The organism is [Flexibacter] sp. ATCC 35103 (assembly GCF_001975985.1).
GTDB lineage: Bacteria > Bacteroidota > Bacteroidia > Flavobacteriales > Flavobacteriaceae > Flavobacterium.
In genome coordinates this window covers 376,065-391,896 of the sequence record NZ_MTQF01000007.1, presented here as the reverse complement: position 1 = coordinate 391,896, position 15,832 = coordinate 376,065, and the positions used below count along the sequence as shown (strand labels likewise).

General features: G+C 32.9%; 17 protein-coding genes and 1 riboswitch. Of the genes, 13 read left to right on the top strand and 4 right to left on the bottom strand.

From position 1 onward, the window contains the following. Nucleotides 1–173: 173 nt before the first annotated feature. The 3 genes from BXU01_RS17025 to BXU01_RS17015 all read right to left on the bottom strand — a co-directional run bounded on the left by BXU01_RS17025 (nt 174) and on the right by BXU01_RS17015 (nt 3,220). Complete coding sequence (locus BXU01_RS17025) at nt 174–950, bottom strand: ABC transporter ATP-binding protein (RefSeq protein ID WP_083694278.1); 777 nt, start codon at nt 948–950, stop codon at nt 174–176. 93 nt (nt 951–1,043) lie between these two features. Then, the gene (locus BXU01_RS17020) at nt 1,044–2,072 is read right to left on the bottom strand and encodes an iron chelate uptake ABC transporter family permease subunit (protein ID WP_369819569.1); all 1,029 of its coding nucleotides are present in this window, start codon (nt 2,070–2,072) and stop codon (nt 1,044–1,046) included. Between the two features lie 5 nt (nt 2,073–2,077). Then, the gene (locus tag BXU01_RS17015; RefSeq protein ID WP_083694276.1) at nt 2,078–3,220 is read right to left on the bottom strand and encodes an ABC transporter substrate-binding protein; all 1,143 of its coding nucleotides are present in this window, start codon (nt 3,218–3,220) and stop codon (nt 2,078–2,080) included. Between the two features lie 172 nt (nt 3,221–3,392). Here BXU01_RS17015 and BXU01_RS17010 point away from each other — a divergent pair, with 172 nt between their 5' ends. The 8 genes from BXU01_RS17010 to BXU01_RS16975 all read left to right on the top strand — a co-directional run bounded on the left by BXU01_RS17010 (nt 3,393) and on the right by BXU01_RS16975 (nt 11,363). Beyond that, nucleotides 3,393–3,755: a DUF5522 domain-containing protein gene (locus BXU01_RS17010; protein ID WP_083694275.1), complete on the top strand. Its 363-nt coding sequence runs from the start codon at nt 3,393–3,395 to the stop codon at nt 3,753–3,755. 194 nt (nt 3,756–3,949) lie between these two features. Beyond that, nucleotides 3,950–4,459 (top strand): bifunctional adenosylcobinamide kinase/adenosylcobinamide-phosphate guanylyltransferase, encoded by a 510-nt coding sequence (cobU, locus tag BXU01_RS17005; RefSeq protein WP_083694274.1) that lies wholly within the window; start codon nt 3,950–3,952, stop codon nt 4,457–4,459. A gap of 43 nt (nt 4,460–4,502) precedes the next feature. Beyond that, the gene (gene cobT / locus BXU01_RS17000; protein WP_083694273.1) at nt 4,503–6,182 is read left to right on the top strand and encodes a nicotinate-nucleotide--dimethylbenzimidazole phosphoribosyltransferase; all 1,680 of its coding nucleotides are present in this window, start codon (nt 4,503–4,505) and stop codon (nt 6,180–6,182) included. Between the two features lie 44 nt (nt 6,183–6,226). Next, a complete protein-coding gene (gene tnpA, locus BXU01_RS16995) occupies nt 6,227–6,649 on the top strand; it encodes an IS200/IS605 family transposase (RefSeq protein WP_083694272.1) in 423 nt (140 codons plus the stop codon). A gap of 207 nt (nt 6,650–6,856) precedes the next feature. Continuing rightward, nucleotides 6,857–7,654, top strand: a complete 798-nt coding sequence (locus BXU01_RS16990; RefSeq protein WP_083694271.1) for an adenosylcobinamide-GDP ribazoletransferase — start codon at nt 6,857–6,859, stop codon at nt 7,652–7,654. After that, nucleotides 7,639–8,172 carry an alpha-ribazole phosphatase gene (gene cobC / locus BXU01_RS16985; protein ID WP_083694270.1) on the top strand — a complete coding sequence of 178 codons (534 nt, stop codon included), beginning with the start codon at nt 7,639–7,641 and terminating at the stop codon, nt 8,170–8,172. Before BXU01_RS16990 ends, cobC begins: the two co-directional genes overlap by 16 nt. Before the next feature lie 67 nt (nt 8,173–8,239). Beyond that, a riboswitch (cobalamin riboswitch) is annotated at nt 8,240–8,447 on the top strand. Nucleotides 8,448–8,473: 26 nt separating this feature from the next. Next, on the top strand, nt 8,474–10,327 hold the full coding sequence (locus BXU01_RS16980) for a TonB-dependent siderophore receptor (RefSeq protein ID WP_083694344.1): 1,854 nt from the start codon (nt 8,474–8,476) through the stop codon (nt 10,325–10,327). A gap of 4 nt (nt 10,328–10,331) precedes the next feature. Further along, complete coding sequence (locus BXU01_RS16975; protein ID WP_083694269.1) at nt 10,332–11,363, top strand: YncE family protein; 1,032 nt, start codon at nt 10,332–10,334, stop codon at nt 11,361–11,363. A gap of 85 nt (nt 11,364–11,448) precedes the next feature. Here the strand turns inward: BXU01_RS16975 and BXU01_RS16970 are convergent, their stop codons facing one another. Then, nucleotides 11,449–12,921, bottom strand: coding sequence for a S41 family peptidase (locus tag BXU01_RS16970; protein ID WP_083694268.1), 1,473 nt, complete (start codon nt 12,919–12,921; stop codon nt 11,449–11,451). Between the two features lie 248 nt (nt 12,922–13,169). Here BXU01_RS16970 and BXU01_RS16965 point away from each other — a divergent pair, with 248 nt between their 5' ends. The 5 genes from BXU01_RS16965 to yiaA all read left to right on the top strand — a co-directional run bounded on the left by BXU01_RS16965 (nt 13,170) and on the right by yiaA (nt 15,803). Continuing rightward, nucleotides 13,170–13,679 carry an RNA polymerase sigma factor gene (locus BXU01_RS16965; protein WP_055091832.1) on the top strand — a complete coding sequence of 170 codons (510 nt, stop codon included), beginning with the start codon at nt 13,170–13,172 and terminating at the stop codon, nt 13,677–13,679. Then, nucleotides 13,666–14,154 (top strand): hypothetical protein, encoded by a 489-nt coding sequence (locus BXU01_RS16960; protein WP_083694267.1) that lies wholly within the window; start codon nt 13,666–13,668, stop codon nt 14,152–14,154. The genes BXU01_RS16965 and BXU01_RS16960 overlap by 14 nt, the downstream gene beginning before the upstream one ends. A 16-nt stretch (nt 14,155–14,170) precedes the next feature. After that, nucleotides 14,171–14,698, top strand: a complete 528-nt coding sequence (locus BXU01_RS16955; protein WP_083694266.1) for a DUF4252 domain-containing protein — start codon at nt 14,171–14,173, stop codon at nt 14,696–14,698. 1 nt (nt 14,699) lies between these two features. Next, complete coding sequence (locus BXU01_RS16950; RefSeq protein ID WP_083694265.1) at nt 14,700–15,239, top strand: DUF4252 domain-containing protein; 540 nt, start codon at nt 14,700–14,702, stop codon at nt 15,237–15,239. Between the two features lie 168 nt (nt 15,240–15,407). Continuing rightward, nucleotides 15,408–15,803, top strand: coding sequence for an inner membrane protein YiaA (gene yiaA, locus BXU01_RS16945; RefSeq protein ID WP_055091841.1), 396 nt, complete (start codon nt 15,408–15,410; stop codon nt 15,801–15,803). Nucleotides 15,804–15,832: the final 29 nt, after the last annotated feature.

The window sequence follows — 15,832 nt, the reverse complement described above, 5'->3', positions numbered from 1 at the left end:
TGCATAAAAGGTTTAAGATAATTGTAAGCTCCTGAGGAGCGTTATATTTATAGCTCATATTAAATTTCTAAGGCGAAGCTCCAGCGGCGCGATATATATTTCATCTCTACGGGGCTCTATTGATTGTAATTTACATTTCTATAAATATGACGTCCCGCTGGGACATCCAACTTTTAGGTAATTATAAACTTCCCTTTTTCTGCATCAAAAATAATATGTTCGTCCTTGAATAAAGTGGCAAAACTTCCTTTTTCAATTAAATTACAAGGTTCATCCTGAACTACTAGATCTTGCATCATAATAATCATTTCGTCACTTAACTGAATCGCCAGATCGATATCATGTGTCGAAAATAAAATACACTTTTGGGTTTCCTGCGTTAACTTTTTCAATAATTTGAATAAGGCTACTTTATGCAATAAATCCAGATGTGTTGTAGGTTCATCCAGAATAATTAGTGGTGTATCCTGCGCCAAAGCTCTTGCAATTAAAACCTTTTGCAATTGTCCGTCGCTAATTTCATAATGTTTTTTTTGAGCCAGATGTTCGATTTGAGTTAATTCTAAAGCTTCCTGAACTTTTTCTACATCGGTTGATGTCAATGTGCCAATCCAGTTTGTATAAGGCTGACGACCCAACGCCACCAACTCAAAAACAGAAAGATTACTTGGTGGTAACTTCTCGGTTAAAACCAAACTTAGATTTTGGGCTAAATCTAAAGGTTTATATGTATTTATATTTTTATCATTCAAAAAAACGCTTCCACCTAAAGGTTGCTGGATTCCGGTAATTGTGCGTAATAAGGTTGATTTTCCAATTCCATTTGCTCCAATTAATGAAATTAGTTTTCCTGAAATTAAATTTAGATTTAGATTTTCAGCAATAACCACCATTTCTTTCTTGGATGTATATCCAATGTTTAAGTTTGAGGTCTTTAAAATAGTATTCATTTTTAAAGTTGCTAAGTTTTCTTGCCACCGATTATAAGGATTAAAATGATTTTAAAATCTGTGAGAATCTTTTTAATCTGTGGCAAAATGATTTTACTGAAAATTTCTTTTTCGCATTAATAACCAAACTACAACAGGCGCACCTATTATAGAGGTAATGGCATTAATTGGTAATGTGGTCTCTAATCCTGGTAATTGCGATGCCATATCGCAAAAGAGCATAATTATTCCGCCATAAAAAAACGTACTCCAATATAAAACCGTATGATTACTGGTTTGAAAAGTCAGCTTTGCAATATGCGGAACTGCTAAACCAATAAAAGCAATAGGACCTGCAAAAGCAGTAACACTTCCTGCCAGAATACTTGTTGCAAATATAATTGTTAGTCGTGCCCTTTTATAATTCAAACCCATGCTTTTGGCATAATTCTCACCTAAAAGCAATGCATTCAAAGGTTTTATACTACTGGCACTTAAAAGCAAACCTAAAATAATACAAACTGATAAAATGGCAATTGATGTCCAGGAAAGATTACCTAAACTTCCCAAAGACCAAAAGGTGAATTTCTGCAATTGTTCAGCTGAACTAAAGTAGGTTAAGACTCCAACTATAGCACTGGTAAAACTACCAAACATAAGACCAACTATTAAAATTGCCATTGTGTTTCGCAATCGCTGTGCTACTAACAAAACCAACATTAAAACCAAAACACTTCCTAATGTTGAAGCAAGTACAATTCCGTAAGGTGACAAAAGAATCCCGTTTAAAAATGTGGGTAAAAAACCTGCTCCTAAAATTACAACTGCAACGGCCAGAATTGCTCCGGAACTTAACCCTAAAACATCTGGTCCTGCTAAAGGATTCCTGAATAAGGTTTGCATCAACAATCCGCTTATAGACAATCCTACACCTACCAAAACAGCCGTGATGGCTTTTGGTAAACGATAATTAATGATAATATATTCCCAAGTCGATTTGCTGGACTCACCTCCTGTTAAACTCGTATAAACTTCTTTAAACGGAATTCTTACTGATCCTAAACTAATGTCCAGAAAAAACATAAACAAGAGTGCTAAACCAAGTATTGAAAACAGGATTATATTTCGCTTTTTATTGATCAATGCCTTTAGTTTAATTTAGATGCAAAAGTAAATTCGTAGCTTGGCAATAAATCGGGATGAAATATTTTGATATAATCTTTCAGTACTAAATCAGGACGGCTTGGTGCTAATTCATAATAAACAGTTCCTCCTGTTGCTCCTGATTTGCCTTCGAAAGTATATACATTTTTATTTTTAAAAGCATCAAACTGACTATAATGGGTGTTAATTTTCCCAAACTCATCTAACGTTTTAAAGGCACCTGAAGCAATCCAGAAATCAGCTGTTTTTGCCTTTACTAAAACTTTTTCAAAAGATAATCCTTCACTTCCTGTACCTTTTAAGTCTGCCCATAAATAATTTGCATGAGCATCTTTCATAAATTGTGCTACCCAGCTGTTTCCTTTGGCAACGTACCAAACATCTTCATACATAGCACCATATAAAACAGTTGCAGTTGCGGGTTTATCTGTTAATAATTTCTTAGCCTGATTGTAACTCAAAACAATTTTATCAAATAACTCTTTGGCTTTTTCTTCTTTACCAAATAAAGCTCCGTATAGTTTAATCCATTCTGCTTTTCCTAATGGAGATTGCTCCATCCAGTCTGCCTGAATCAAAATAGTTAGTCCGCTTTTCTTTAAATTATCCAACATCGGATTGTTATTATCAACTCCAAAAGTGACAATTAGGTCCGGAGATAACTCAATCAATTGCTCAATATTTAACTTTTCGTTCTGACCTACATTTTTAACTGCACCTTTATCTATTAAAACTCTGGTTTTTTCTGATGAAACATAATCAGTGTGCGGAAAACCAACTAATTTATCTTCGACTTCTAACATCTCAAGAAATGGAATATTAGTTGTTGAGGTCACTACAACGGATTCTAATGGAACTTTTATCGTGGTGTATTTTTGTAAACTGTCCGGAACCTTAGCCTCTTTTTCTTTTAAAACATACGTAAATTTTGCATTTGCATTGGGCCATGGATCTGAAACTGTCACTACTGAATATCCTTCGTGTTTTACAATCGAAAGTCCGGAAGCATATTCTATACTGTTTTTTGCAATTTCAGTTTTTGCAATTTCCGCAGTTTCATTCTTTTTACATCCAACGAGAATAAAAAAAGGTAAAATAAAAATTAATTTAGGTAATAAATTTTTCATAAACAGGTTATCTTATTTTTAGGGAATAGTTTTTGCTTTCTCGATTTGGTCCATAATCTGAATCATTTTTAATTTAACAATTTAGATTTTGAAAGAGACAAAGGTAACGCAATTTCTATTTTTTTTGTTTACTTTTATTCTTACAAAATCCAACAAATACCACCTTTATCTTATGAATACCATAAAAACGAAAGTTTGTTCCGGTTGTGAATCTTCTTTTAATTGTGGCGATATTTCAACCGAAAACAAATGTTGGTGCAATGATTTTCCTCCTATCTTTAATCTTTCTGAAGGAGGTGATTGTCTTTGTCCGGTTTGCTTTAAAGAAGCGTGCGAAGATAAAATAGATGCTTATATAGAAACAATTACACCACAAAAAGCCCTGGCGAATAAAGCCAAATCTTTACCAAAACAAGAAAAACTAATTGAAGGAATTGATTATTATCTCGAAAACAATAATTATGTTTTCAAGGCTTGGTTTCATCTAAAAAGAGGAAGCTGTTGTGGAAATGATTGCCGCCATTGCCCTTATTGAATTGTTAATTATAAATTATTAGTTATAAATTTATATCTATTTTTATACGATTGGTCATTTGCGTTAGGGATAGAAGCGATATCTCCCGATTTAAAAAAACAAGGCTTTTTAGCCGTAGTTTTTGTTAATTGGGAATAAAGCGGATAGCCCGGCCGTAGGAAACGCCATAACAACTAACAATTAACAATCAATAAATGATTTACCTAATTACGGGAGGCGAACGATCAGGAAAAAGCAGTTATGCTCAAAACTTAGCCTTACAGCTTTCAGATTCACCTATATATGTCGCTACAGCCAGAAAATGGGATGATGATTTCAAGAACAGAATCGATCGCCATCAGAAAGAACGTGATGAACGCTGGAAAAATATTGAAGAAGAAAAATATTTAAGCCAAATTGATTTTACCCAAAAAGTTGCACTGATCGATTGTGTAACGCTCTGGTTAACAAACTTTTTTACAGATCATAAATATGATGTAATTTTAAGTCTGGAAGAAGCCAAGAAAGAATTCCTTGCAATTGCCAATCAGGAAAATGCAACATTGATTATTGTCACAAACGAAATTGGAATGGGGGTTCATGCTGAAACTCATATTGGCAGAAAATTTACAGAACTGCAAGGCTGGATGAATCAGTTTCTGGCTTCAAATGCTGATGAAGTGGTTTTGATGGTCTCGGGAATTCCGGTTAAGATAAAAGGTTAAAAATAAAAATACTAATACTTCAAATTCAAAAGCTATACAAAAAATGAGTTACCTAGATGATATTTTAAAATTACGCCGGGACACTCGCCATTTTACAACGGATGAAGTTCCTGATGAGGTGATCGAAAGAGCGCTACAAGCCGGACATTGGGCTCCATCTGTAGGATTAACTGATGCTACGAGATATTTTATCATAAAATCTATCGAAGTAAAAACCGCTGTAAAAAATTTATTTCTCGATTATAATAAAAAAGCCGAAGAGCTTACAGATAATCCGGAACAAAAAGAACACTATAAATCCCTCAAGTTAGAAGCAATCGAAGAGGCACCAATTGGACTTATAATTGCATATGATCGATCTGTTCTAAATCAATTTACGATTGGAACTGTTGGCAGTAACGAAGCAGTAAAATTTAGTTCGGTTTGTGCTGCACAAAATATTTGGCTATCGCTTACAGAACAAGGTTACGGAATGGGATGGGTTTCTATTTTGAATTATTATCAGTTTAAAAAAATTCTGGACTTACCGGAAAATATAGAGCCGCTGGGATATTTTTGTATAGGAAAACCTGCGACGAATTATGATAATCAGCCCATGTTACAGCAATTGCATTGGAAACAGAAATCAGAAGCTCCCATTTGTACTGAAATTAAAAATGTTATATCAAATTCTATATTAGATTTTGATTTAAAAGTCCAATCTGAAATTAAAACTGAAAGTGAATTCAGCAGACTTTTACAGGAAAAAATAGATTCTAAAACAAAACCCATCGGTGCTTTGGGAACTCTAGAAACACTGGCTTTTAAGATTGCAACGGTTTTTGAGACTTTAAGTCCAAAGATAACAAAACCTAATATTGTTGTTTTTGCAGCAGATCACGGAATCGCGAATCATGGAGTGAGTGCTTATCCGCAGGATGTGACCAGACAAATGGTTGCTAATTTTCTCGAAGGCGGAGCCGCAATAAATGTTTTTTGTAATCAAAATGATATTCAATTATCGATTGTAGACGCGGGTGTGAATTATGATTTTCCCACAAATGCTAATTTGATTTCTGCTAAAATTGCCAAAGGAACGCAGTCTTTCCTGCATATTCCCGCAATGAGTGACACAGAGTTGCAATTGTGTTTTGAAAAAGGAAAATCGATTGTTGAACAAATTGCTAAAACAGGTTCTAATTGCATCGGTTTTGGCGAAATGGGAATTGGAAATACTTCTACAGCTTCTGTTTTAATGAGTCTTTTAACCCATTTACCTATCGAAGAATGTGTTGGAAAAGGTACGGGAGTCGAAAATGAAAAATTACTCGAGAAACAAAATATCCTTAAAAATGCCCTTAAAAATTATTCCGGTCAAGCCGAATTAAAACAGCAACTCGCCTATTTTGGTGGTTTTGAAATCATACAAATCGCCAGCGGAATGTTGACTGCTTTTGATCATAAGATGCTGATTTTGGTAGATGGCTTTATTTGCAGTGTTGCCTTTTTGGTTGCATCAAAAATTAATCCCAATATAAAAAACAATGCTGTTTTCTGTCACTGCTCTGCTGAAAAAGCACATCAAAAATTATTAAATTATTTAGACGCAAAACCAATTTTAAACCTTGATTTGCGCTTAGGCGAAGGAACAGGCTGTGCAATTGCTTTTCCTATTTTACAATCAGCCATAGCTTTTTTGAATGATATGGCAAGTTTTGAAAGTGCCGGAGTCAGCAGGAAGTAATTAAAGTGATATTTTTTCGTTAAGTAAGAAAAAACACTACAAATATGGCATTCATAAAAGTATACATTCATTCTGTCTGGAGTACAAAAAACAGATTCCACTTTTTAGATTCAATTGCGTTACGCCAAAAAGTTTGGAAACATATAAAAGAAAATGCTAAAGAAAAAGGAATTTATGTTGATTTTATAAATGGATATTCAGATCATTGCCATTGTATAATTTCTTTAGGAGCTGATCAGAATATTCAAAAAATAATACAGCTTATCAAAGGAGAATCTTCATTTTGGATTAATAAAAATAAATTAACAAAAGAAAAATTTGAATGGCAAGATGAATATTTTGCGGTTTCAGTATCAGAATCTCTAATAGATAAGGTTAGAGATTATATTAAAAATCAAGAAATTCACCATAAGAAAAAAACTTTTCAAGAAGAATATGATGAAATTATTAGCAAATTTGGGTTTTAAAAAAACAATCTATAAATAGATTTGGCTAAAGCCTTTTCTGATTATAAATTTTAAACCCCAGATAAATCTGGGGACTATTCAAAAACATATTCATATTAATAAATCAAGATTTGCAAATAATATAGATTTGAATAGACAACATCTTTAGATGTTGGTATATAGTAATCATCAAAATGGCTTTAGCCGAATAACTATTTATCAATTTTCATGAAAAAAGAACTACATATCTTCTTTACCTGTTTAATGTTTTACACCAGAATTCCGTGTCCAAAAAACATTAATCATCATCCTGACTATTTAAACAAAGCAACTCGTTATTTCCCTTTAATTGGATGGATTGTTGGCAGTATTTCTTTTCTCGCATTTTATCTCTTTTCTCTTTTCCTGTCAACAGAAACGGCTGTAATTTTTGCACTTATTGTTTCTGTATTAACAACCGGAGCTTTTCATGAAGATGGTTTTGCTGATGTTTGTGACGGTTTTGGTGGAGGCTGGACCAAAGAAAAAATCCTGATTATTATGAAGGATAGTGCCATTGGCGCTTATGGGTCAATTGGTTTGGTTTTACTTTTTTTATTGAAATTTAAATTGCTTTCTGAATCTATTTTACTTTTTAAAGGAGACAATGGTATTGCGGTTTTTCAGGTTTATCTTTTATTTGTTTCGGCTCATGCTTTGAGTCGTCTTGCTGCAATCTCTATTATTTTTACACATGAATATTCGAGAGATGATGCTTCGAGCAAGAGCAAACCTATTGCGAAAAATCACACCTGGAAAGAAATTTCAGGATCTTTTTTCTTTGGACTGATTCCGTTATTTGTGTTCTCTTATTTTCAGTACAAATTTCTTTTGGCTCTGCTTCCGGTTTTTATTATGCGCTATTTTCTAGCTCGTTATTTTCAAAAATGGATCGATGGCTATACGGGCGATTGTTTGGGTGCGACGCAGCAAGTTTGCGAAGTGGTTTATTATTTAAGCATTCTTTTTATATGGAAATTTATTTAGTTCGTCACACCGAAACAATTTGCGAAAAAGGAATCTGCTACGGACAATCTGATGTAGGATTAGCAGAACCTTTTGAACCCATTTTTGAAAATATCGTTTCGCAATTACCACAAGAAGCGATTATATTCTCGAGTCCGCTAAAGCGTTGCGTAATTTTAGCTGAATATATTCAGAACAACACAAAAGCACTTTCATTACAAAAAGACAATCGATTGATGGAAATGAATTTTGGCGATTGGGAAATGAAAAACTGGAACGATATTAATCCGGAGCAACTCAATCCCTGGATGGAAGATTTTGTAAATATCAATGCTTCAAATGGTGAATCGTTTATCGAATTACACAAAAGAGTTGGTGATTTTTTATCTCAATTTTCAAAACAACCAGAAGCATCAAGGATTATAGTTGCACATGCCGGAGTTATTAGAAGTATCTTATGTCATCATACATTATTACCATTAAAAGATGCTTTTAATAATAAAGTAGATTTTGGTCAGGTAATAAAAATAGTACTTTAAATGCCATTTCACTTAGAATTTAGCTCTAAAAGGCAAACAAATTTGAAAAATCGATAATTTTAACTTTATCTTTGCACAAAATTAAGGTTGTGTTTAAATCAACACATTAAAAGGGAATCAAGTAATTATAAAGCTTGAGCTGTACCCGCAACTGTATGCTAAGTTCTGAAAAAGAATGTTTGTTATTAACTACAAAACCACTGCTCGCCCCCGCGAATGGGAAGGTAAATAACAAAACGCAAGCCAGGAGACCTGCCTTTATAACAAATATCGAGCTCTCGGGAAAAAGAGTGTAGAAATTATGACTTTAAAAAGACTTTCGGCTTTTTGTTTATTGTTGTTGTGCCAGATTATATCGGCGCAGAAAGACTCTATTACCAGTTTGAAAGAAGTTGTCGTTTCTGATGCAAATCTTAAAAAATACTCCAATTCACAATCTGTTTTAAAACTCAATGATTCGATTATCAATAAAAACGAAGCATTACTTACGGATTTACTAAATTTTAATTCGACTATTTATTTTAAGGAATATGGTCGCGGAATGCTTTCCACAGTTGCTTTTAGAGGAACTACGGCATCACAAACAGCAGTAATCTGGAACGGAATCAATATTAATTCTCAAATGAACGGAAGTACTGATTTTAACACTATTTCAGGTTCTGATTACAATTCAGTAAGTGTAAAAGCCGGTGGAGGAAGTGTTATTTATGGCAGCGGAGCTGTTGGAGGAACTGTTCACTTAAACAATGATTTGGCCTTTTACAAAAGATTTGAAAACAGTTTAAAATTAGATTACGGAAGTTTTAATACTATTGGAATCAATTATAAAACTAACATTTCGAATGATAAATGGAGCGCCCAAATTGGTTTTTCTAAAAACAGTTCGACAAACGATTATAAGTACATCCATAAACGCAACTGGAAAGGGGGGCAACGCTGGAATCAAAATGGTCAGTATGATATTATTACCATCAATGCCAATGTTGGATATAAATTTGATACTAAAAACAGCCTGAAATTATACAGTCAGACTTCAAACACAGATCGAAATACTTCATTAATTTCTGAATCTGAAACTAAAACCAGATATGTTAATGGTTTTAACCGAAACTTATTAGAATACGATGGTGATTTCGGGAAATTTACAACCAATATAAAAGGCGCATATATATTTGAAAACTACCAATATTATGGTAATATTTCGACAAATAATTTTACGTACGGAAAGACAGAAAGCTTTATCACAAAAGCAGATTTAGGTTATCAAATTTCTAAATCGACACAAGTAAATGCTATTTTAGATTATAACAGAACGAAAGGATACGGAAGCGGATTTGGAGATCATGTCAGAGAAATCAGCTCGACTGCTTTATTGGTAAAACAAGAACTTTCTGCCGATTGGAAAAATGAATTTGGTATCCGAAAAGAATTTACAGATAATTATGAATCACCTGTTTTATTTTCTCTGGGATCTTCCTATCAATTTAGCAAATTATATAATCTAAAATTGAATTTATCCCGAAATTTCAGAATCCCTACTTTTAATGATTTGTATTGGGAAACAGGAGGAAATCCAAATTTAAAACCTGAAAATTCTTATCAGGCAGAGGTTGGAAATGTTTTCACTTTTAGAAATATCTCGTTGACACAAACCTTTTATTACATGAAAATAAAAGATTTATTGCAATGGATTCCGGGAAGCAACGGTATCTGGTCTCCACAAAATACAGATAAGGTAAACAGCTACGGCGCTGAAACATTGCTAAGCTGGAAAAAACAGTATGGCAAAAATTACTTTGCTGCAAATGCAACTTATGCTTACACGGCTTCAAAAAATGACGATACTAAAAAGCAGCTTTTTTATGTTCCTTTAAATAAAGTTACAGGATCTGTTTCATATTCAAGAAACAGGATTTCTGCTTATTATCAGTTTTTATTTAATGGATTTGTTTACACCAGAGCAGATAATGACCCAACAGAAATTATAAATGATTATAATGTTTCGAACATTGGGATCGATTATGATTTTAAATTTCTCAACACTTTCAAACTTGGTTTTCAGGTACTGAACCTTCTAAATAAAGAGTATGAAAGTCTGGAATATCGACCTATGCCTGGTCGTAATTTTAATATGTATTTAACCTTAAAATTTTAATATAATGAAGTTTAGCAAATTATTTTTAATAGCACTTAGCGTTTCGTTATTCGTTTCGTGTTCAAATGATGATGAAGATACTCCAAAAGGAGTTTATGACAATGGTTTTTTCATCTTGAATGAAGGAACTTCACAAGGTACTGTTTCATTTTCAAGTAATGACTTAACTTCTTTTACTAAAGACGTTTACTCAACTGTAAATGGAAATGATATACTTGGAAAATTTGCGCAAAATATCTTTTTTAACGGAGACAATGCTTATATTATTTCTGGCGGAGCTAACAATATTACTGTAGTTAACAGATATACTTTTAAATTAATTACTAAAATCGAAACTGGTTTATTAAATCCAAGATATGGAGTTGTAAAAGATGGTAAAGCGTATGTTACAAATGCAAATACATATTCATACGAAAACGCAGCAACAGGTGATACAGATGATTATGTTGCTGTAATTAACCTGGCGACTAATACTTATGAATCAAAGATCGATCTAAATTCTACTGCAAACAGAGTGGTATTAAAAGACGGAAAACTATACATCACTGATTCTTACAACGATAAATTATTGGTAGTTGATATCGCTACAAAAAAACTGGATGCTCCTGTGCAAATTGGTCTTAATGCAGATTGTATCGAAGAAGAAAATGGGGTTTTATACATTTTAAAAGGAGGTTTTGGAAACGAAAGTGAACTTGTAAAAGTAAAAATAGCAGACAAAACAACTACTAAAATTACTTTTCCGGAAAGCTTAAGTGGTGCAGGATTTATGGATCTTGAAAATAGTAAAATTTATTACACAGTAGGAAGTTCTGTTTACACGATAAATACAAATGCTACTGCTGCATCAACAACACCAATTGTAACGTCACCTGCGACTTATTTATATGGATTTGCTGTAAAAAATGATCGTATTTATGTTTCACAAGGAAGCTTCACGACAGATGGTAAAGCTTACATCTACAATTTAACTGGGGTATTGCAAAAAGAATTAACTACTGGTGTAGGAACCAATGGTTTTTATTTTAATGACTAAATAATCATTATTTTTTTTAGAATTAGTTTTTGGAATATTCTAATTAAAAAAGGCTTTCAGAAATGAAAGCCTTTTTTATTGGTTTTTATTTTAATGCTCTTAAGAGCCCTTCCGGAGCTTTTTCTATAAACATCTGATTTCTCATTCCGCTCATTGCTTTTACGTCTGTAAAAACTTTTAAAGCTACACCTTTATCATTTTGTGCTTTCTTAGCGCCAGATCCTGTAATTTGCGAAATGGCAACATTAAGCAATGGTTCTGACGAATCTCCTAAAACACCCAGGTTACTTATACGCTCTAATTGCTCGTATGTTGGTTTTAAACCATCTGTATATTCACCAAAATTAGCTGCGTTTACAATTTTTAAAACCAAAGGCTGCATCGCATATTTATGATTTGGATTTCTGTTTGATTTCCCAAAGGTTGGAGAATCATATAAGGTAACAGATCCTACATTTTTACCTACTGTCGTCTCCCCTATCTGAACTACTGAAATATAAGGCACTAAACCATTTATAACTAATTCACTCGCAGAAGCAGTACCACTTGTAGTCAAAATATAAATCTTGGTCAGGTTTAAACTGTTAATAGCAGCTCCATCTATTTTATCTACGAATTTATTATTTAGAGATTCAGGATCTTCACTTTCATAATATTCATTAATTTTTGCATTCCATTTTTCTTTAGAAAAAATCTGACCGGTAAACTGCCCCGTTATCATACTTGCCAAACGTGTTGCTGTTTGTATAGAACCTCCTCCGTTGTATCTTAAATCCAAAACAAAATCTGTAATTCCCTGCGATTTTAATTCGGCGAAAGCTGCGTTAAGCTGTGTATCATAATTACCATAAAATCCATTATACATTAAATAACCTATTTTGTGACTTCCTGAAGTAATGACTTTATTGATAAAAATTGGATTTTCATCTAAAGTTGTTTTTACTAACGAAACGGTTTTTCCATTAGACTCAAAAGTAGTTCCGTTATAAGAAACCATATTCAGTGTATAGCTATCAGCTGCTAAAAGTGATTGATAATTAGAAACTGTCAATTGTGTCCCGTTTACTCCACTAAAAAGGTCACCACGCTTAATCTCTTTTTTCGAAGCATCAGAATTCGGGATAATATAACGTACATAACCAACAAGGTCTGTAGAGCTTCCCGGTTTATAACTCAATCTAAAATCTACTCCATCATTTTTTGAAGTTCCCTGAAGTTCTTGTTCCAGAACAGTATAATCATCAACAATCCAGCTAAAACGATCGATTGCCTGACCTTTAGGAAATTTGCTGATTGGCTTATTTAATAAATCCTGAAATAAATCTTCTTGTTTAGCATATCCTCTTAAAAAAGAATTTAGCGCTTCCTGAGTGTTAAAACGATCATCAGCTAAATTAGGTACATCAGCTTGCCATAAATAAAACTGATTTAATCCTTTCCAGACAAAATCATTTACTTGTAAAGCTGCAGGAGACTCAACATCATCCTGATCTTCACATGATTGCAAAGAAAATGCAAGCAAAAATAATAACAGTACACTCTTTAATATTGTTTTCATATAGTAGATATCTATGTAGTATTAACGTAAAAATAGTATCTTTAGTTTTAACTCTAATTATTTTAAAGAGTTTTTTTTTATTAAAATTTACATCTGCCTTGTAACAAAAATAATCGTGTCTCGTCTTGACTATATAAACGAACTAATAATGGTTTGTTTATGAAATGAAAATAACCCTGAATTTTATCTGAAAAAAGATTTAAAAACAGGATTATCATTTCTAACCAAAAACCAAAAAATAACCACAGATGAACCAAATTGTGTTTATAGAATTAATAAATCCTTTTAAAGACAAAGTTTTTCGTCTGGCAAAAAGATTACTAACCAGTACCGAAGAGGCAGAAGATGCAACGCAGGAAGTAATGGTTAAATTATGGAACAAAAAAGAGAATTTAGACTCGTATAGTAGTGTTGAAGCACTGGCGATGACAATGACAAAAAATTATTGCCTGGATCAATTAAAATCTAAAAGAGCCGGAAATCTACAAATTGTTCATAATAATTATACGGATCGGGAACCTCAGCTGGATAAAAAATTAGAGGATTCGAATAGTCTGGAATGGGTAGAAAAAATTATAAGTCAATTGCCCGAACAATTACAAATATTAATTCAGTTACGCGATGTTGAACAATATGAATTTGATGAAATTGCGAAAATTGTCAACATGAATGAAACGGCTATTCGGGTAGCACTTTCTAGAGCGAGAAAAAAAATTAGAGAATCAATGCTTAATACACACCGTTATGGAATTCAATAAAATAGAAGATATATTAGAAAAATACTTTCAGGGAGAAACCAGTATTGCAGAGGAAAAAGAATTAAAAGACTATTTTTCTTCACCAAATGTTGCGCAGCATTTAGAGCAATACAAACCTATGTTTGGTTATTTCTCTCAGGTAAAAGAACAAAAATCGACGCAGGAACTCAAAAATCTTGCCCGAACAGACGAAGCAATACCACTAAAAACTAAAAAACGAAATGTGGCGTGGTTATCTATTGCAGCTTCTGTTGTTGTTTTACTAGGAGTTGGGACCTATTTTTATGTGAGCGAAAAAAATGCACCTCCGGCTATAGCGCAATCAGAATTAGGAACCTACGATGATCCGGAAGAAGCACTTGCAGCAACGCAAAAAGCTTTAGCCTTATTATCAAACAATGTTAATGTAGGTATCGGAAGTGTACAATACATTAAAGAATACGAACAATCAAAAAACAAAATTTTTAAACAGTAATTAAAATCAATCAAAAATGAAAAATTTCATCATAACACTAGTTTTAGCATTCGTTAGCCAGGCATTTTATGCACAGGGAGCATTTGATAAATTTGATGGTCAGGACGATGTGACCTCAGTAATTGTAAACAAAAAGATGTTCGATTTAATGAGTAAAGTAAAAGTCGATGCTTCTGACAAGGAAACACAACAATACATCAACCTGATTAAAAAATTAGATTACCTAAAAGTTTTTACCACTAAAAATCCAAAAATTGAAGCTGATATGAAAGCCTCTGCTGACAAATATGTAAAAACAGCAGGTTTAGAAGAATTAATGCGAATTAATGATGGCGGCAGAAACGTTAGAATATCCGTTAAATCCGGAGCAACAGATTCTCAGGTAAGAGAATTACTGATGTATGTTGACGGGGCAAAAAACGATGAAACTGTTTTATTATCATTAACAGGTAATTTTGATATTAACGAAATTTCAGTACTTACAGACAAGATGCAACTTCCTGGTGGTTCTGATCTAAAAAAAGCCTCAAAAGGCAAAAAATAAGATGAAAATCAGCATTTTTACCTCAGCCCTTTTAGCAATACTGACTTTAGTAAGTTGTAATTCTAATCCTTCATTACAGAAATATTTTGTTGAGAATACCGATAATAAAGATTTTATCGCGCTTGATCTTTCACCCAGTATTTTAAACGTGGAGAAAACAAAATTATCTGCAGAACAAAATGAGGCTTTAAAATCATTTGACAAGATGAATATTTTAGCCTTTAAAGCAAATGCCGCAAATCAAGCTCAGTTCGAAGCAGAAAGAGCAAAAGTCAAAACGATTCTAAAAGATCCAAAATACCAACAATTAATGAGTTTTGGCTCTGGTAAAGATGGCGCATCAATAAGCTATGTAGGCACAGATGACAATATTGAAGAATTCGTAGTTTTTGCCAATAAAAAAGAAAACGGCTTTGCAGTTGTCAGGGTATTAGGAAAAAATATGAACCCAAACAATATTATGACTTTAATGTCCGTTTTAAAAGAATCAAAAATCGATATGGAACAATTGAAGCCTTTGCAGCAATTGATTAAGCAATAACAACTATCTTACTTTATTTTTTCTAACAAAAGGCTCCTTGATTATGGAGCTTTTTTTATTTAACAATTTAGAAGAATATACTGAATAACATTTATTGTAATTTATTAGAATCAGAACCTAATTTATTTATATTTGTGATTAACCAAAACATAAATTAAATAAATTAATATGGTACAAAAAACATCGAATGCCTTTATAGCGGCATCTTGGGTAGCTCTTGGAGCTGGAACAGTTGGATTTATTGTTGGTCTTGCAAGAGCCGAAATGCTCTTAAACGAAAAAGGATATTATTTTACCGTTTTAATGTTTGGTCTGTTTGCTGTTGTTTCATTACAAAAAAGCGTTAGAGACAGACTTGAAAAACTTCCTGTAACAGATATCTATTACGGAATTTGCTGGTTTGGTACACTATTATCTATTGTACTATTAGTTGTAGGTCTCTGGAACGCTACAATTTTACCAAGCGAAAAAGGTTTTTATGCATTTGCTTTTCTATTAGCGCTTTTTGGTGCAATTTCAGTACAAAAAAATACCAGAGATAATATGTCAATCTCTAATGAATAATTTTTATTAAATAAACCAACTTCCAGTAT

Excerpts from the sequence above, each read along its gene's own strand:
- cobT (WP_083694273.1), top strand. The coding sequence starts at position 4,503 with ATGAGTTACCTAGATGATATTTTAAAATTACGCCGGGACACTCGCCAT.
- cobU (WP_083694274.1), top strand. The coding sequence starts at position 3,950 with ATGATTTACCTAATTACGGGAGGCGAACGATCAGGAAAAAGCAGTTAT.
- BXU01_RS16965 (WP_055091832.1), top strand. The coding sequence starts at position 13,170 with ATGAACCAAATTGTGTTTATAGAATTAATAAATCCTTTTAAAGACAAA.
- BXU01_RS16990 (WP_083694271.1), top strand. The coding sequence starts at position 6,857 with ATGAAAAAAGAACTACATATCTTCTTTACCTGTTTAATGTTTTACACC.
- tnpA (WP_083694272.1), top strand. The coding sequence starts at position 6,227 with ATGGCATTCATAAAAGTATACATTCATTCTGTCTGGAGTACAAAAAAC.
- BXU01_RS16970 (WP_083694268.1), bottom strand. The coding sequence starts at position 12,921 with ATGAAAACAATATTAAAGAGTGTACTGTTATTATTTTTGCTTGCATTT.
- BXU01_RS17010 (WP_083694275.1), top strand. The coding sequence starts at position 3,393 with ATGAATACCATAAAAACGAAAGTTTGTTCCGGTTGTGAATCTTCTTTT.
- BXU01_RS17015 (WP_083694276.1), bottom strand. The coding sequence starts at position 3,220 with ATGAAAAATTTATTACCTAAATTAATTTTTATTTTACCTTTTTTTATT.
- BXU01_RS17025 (WP_083694278.1), bottom strand. The coding sequence starts at position 950 with ATGAATACTATTTTAAAGACCTCAAACTTAAACATTGGATATACATCC.
- cobC (WP_083694270.1), top strand. The coding sequence starts at position 7,639 with ATGGAAATTTATTTAGTTCGTCACACCGAAACAATTTGCGAAAAAGGA.
- BXU01_RS16960 (WP_083694267.1), top strand. The coding sequence starts at position 13,666 with ATGGAATTCAATAAAATAGAAGATATATTAGAAAAATACTTTCAGGGA.
- BXU01_RS16950 (WP_083694265.1), top strand. The coding sequence starts at position 14,700 with ATGAAAATCAGCATTTTTACCTCAGCCCTTTTAGCAATACTGACTTTA.
- BXU01_RS16955 (WP_083694266.1), top strand. The coding sequence starts at position 14,171 with ATGAAAAATTTCATCATAACACTAGTTTTAGCATTCGTTAGCCAGGCA.
- yiaA (WP_055091841.1), top strand. The coding sequence starts at position 15,408 with ATGGTACAAAAAACATCGAATGCCTTTATAGCGGCATCTTGGGTAGCT.
- BXU01_RS16980 (WP_083694344.1), top strand. The coding sequence starts at position 8,474 with ATGACTTTAAAAAGACTTTCGGCTTTTTGTTTATTGTTGTTGTGCCAG.
- BXU01_RS16975 (WP_083694269.1), top strand. The coding sequence starts at position 10,332 with ATGAAGTTTAGCAAATTATTTTTAATAGCACTTAGCGTTTCGTTATTC.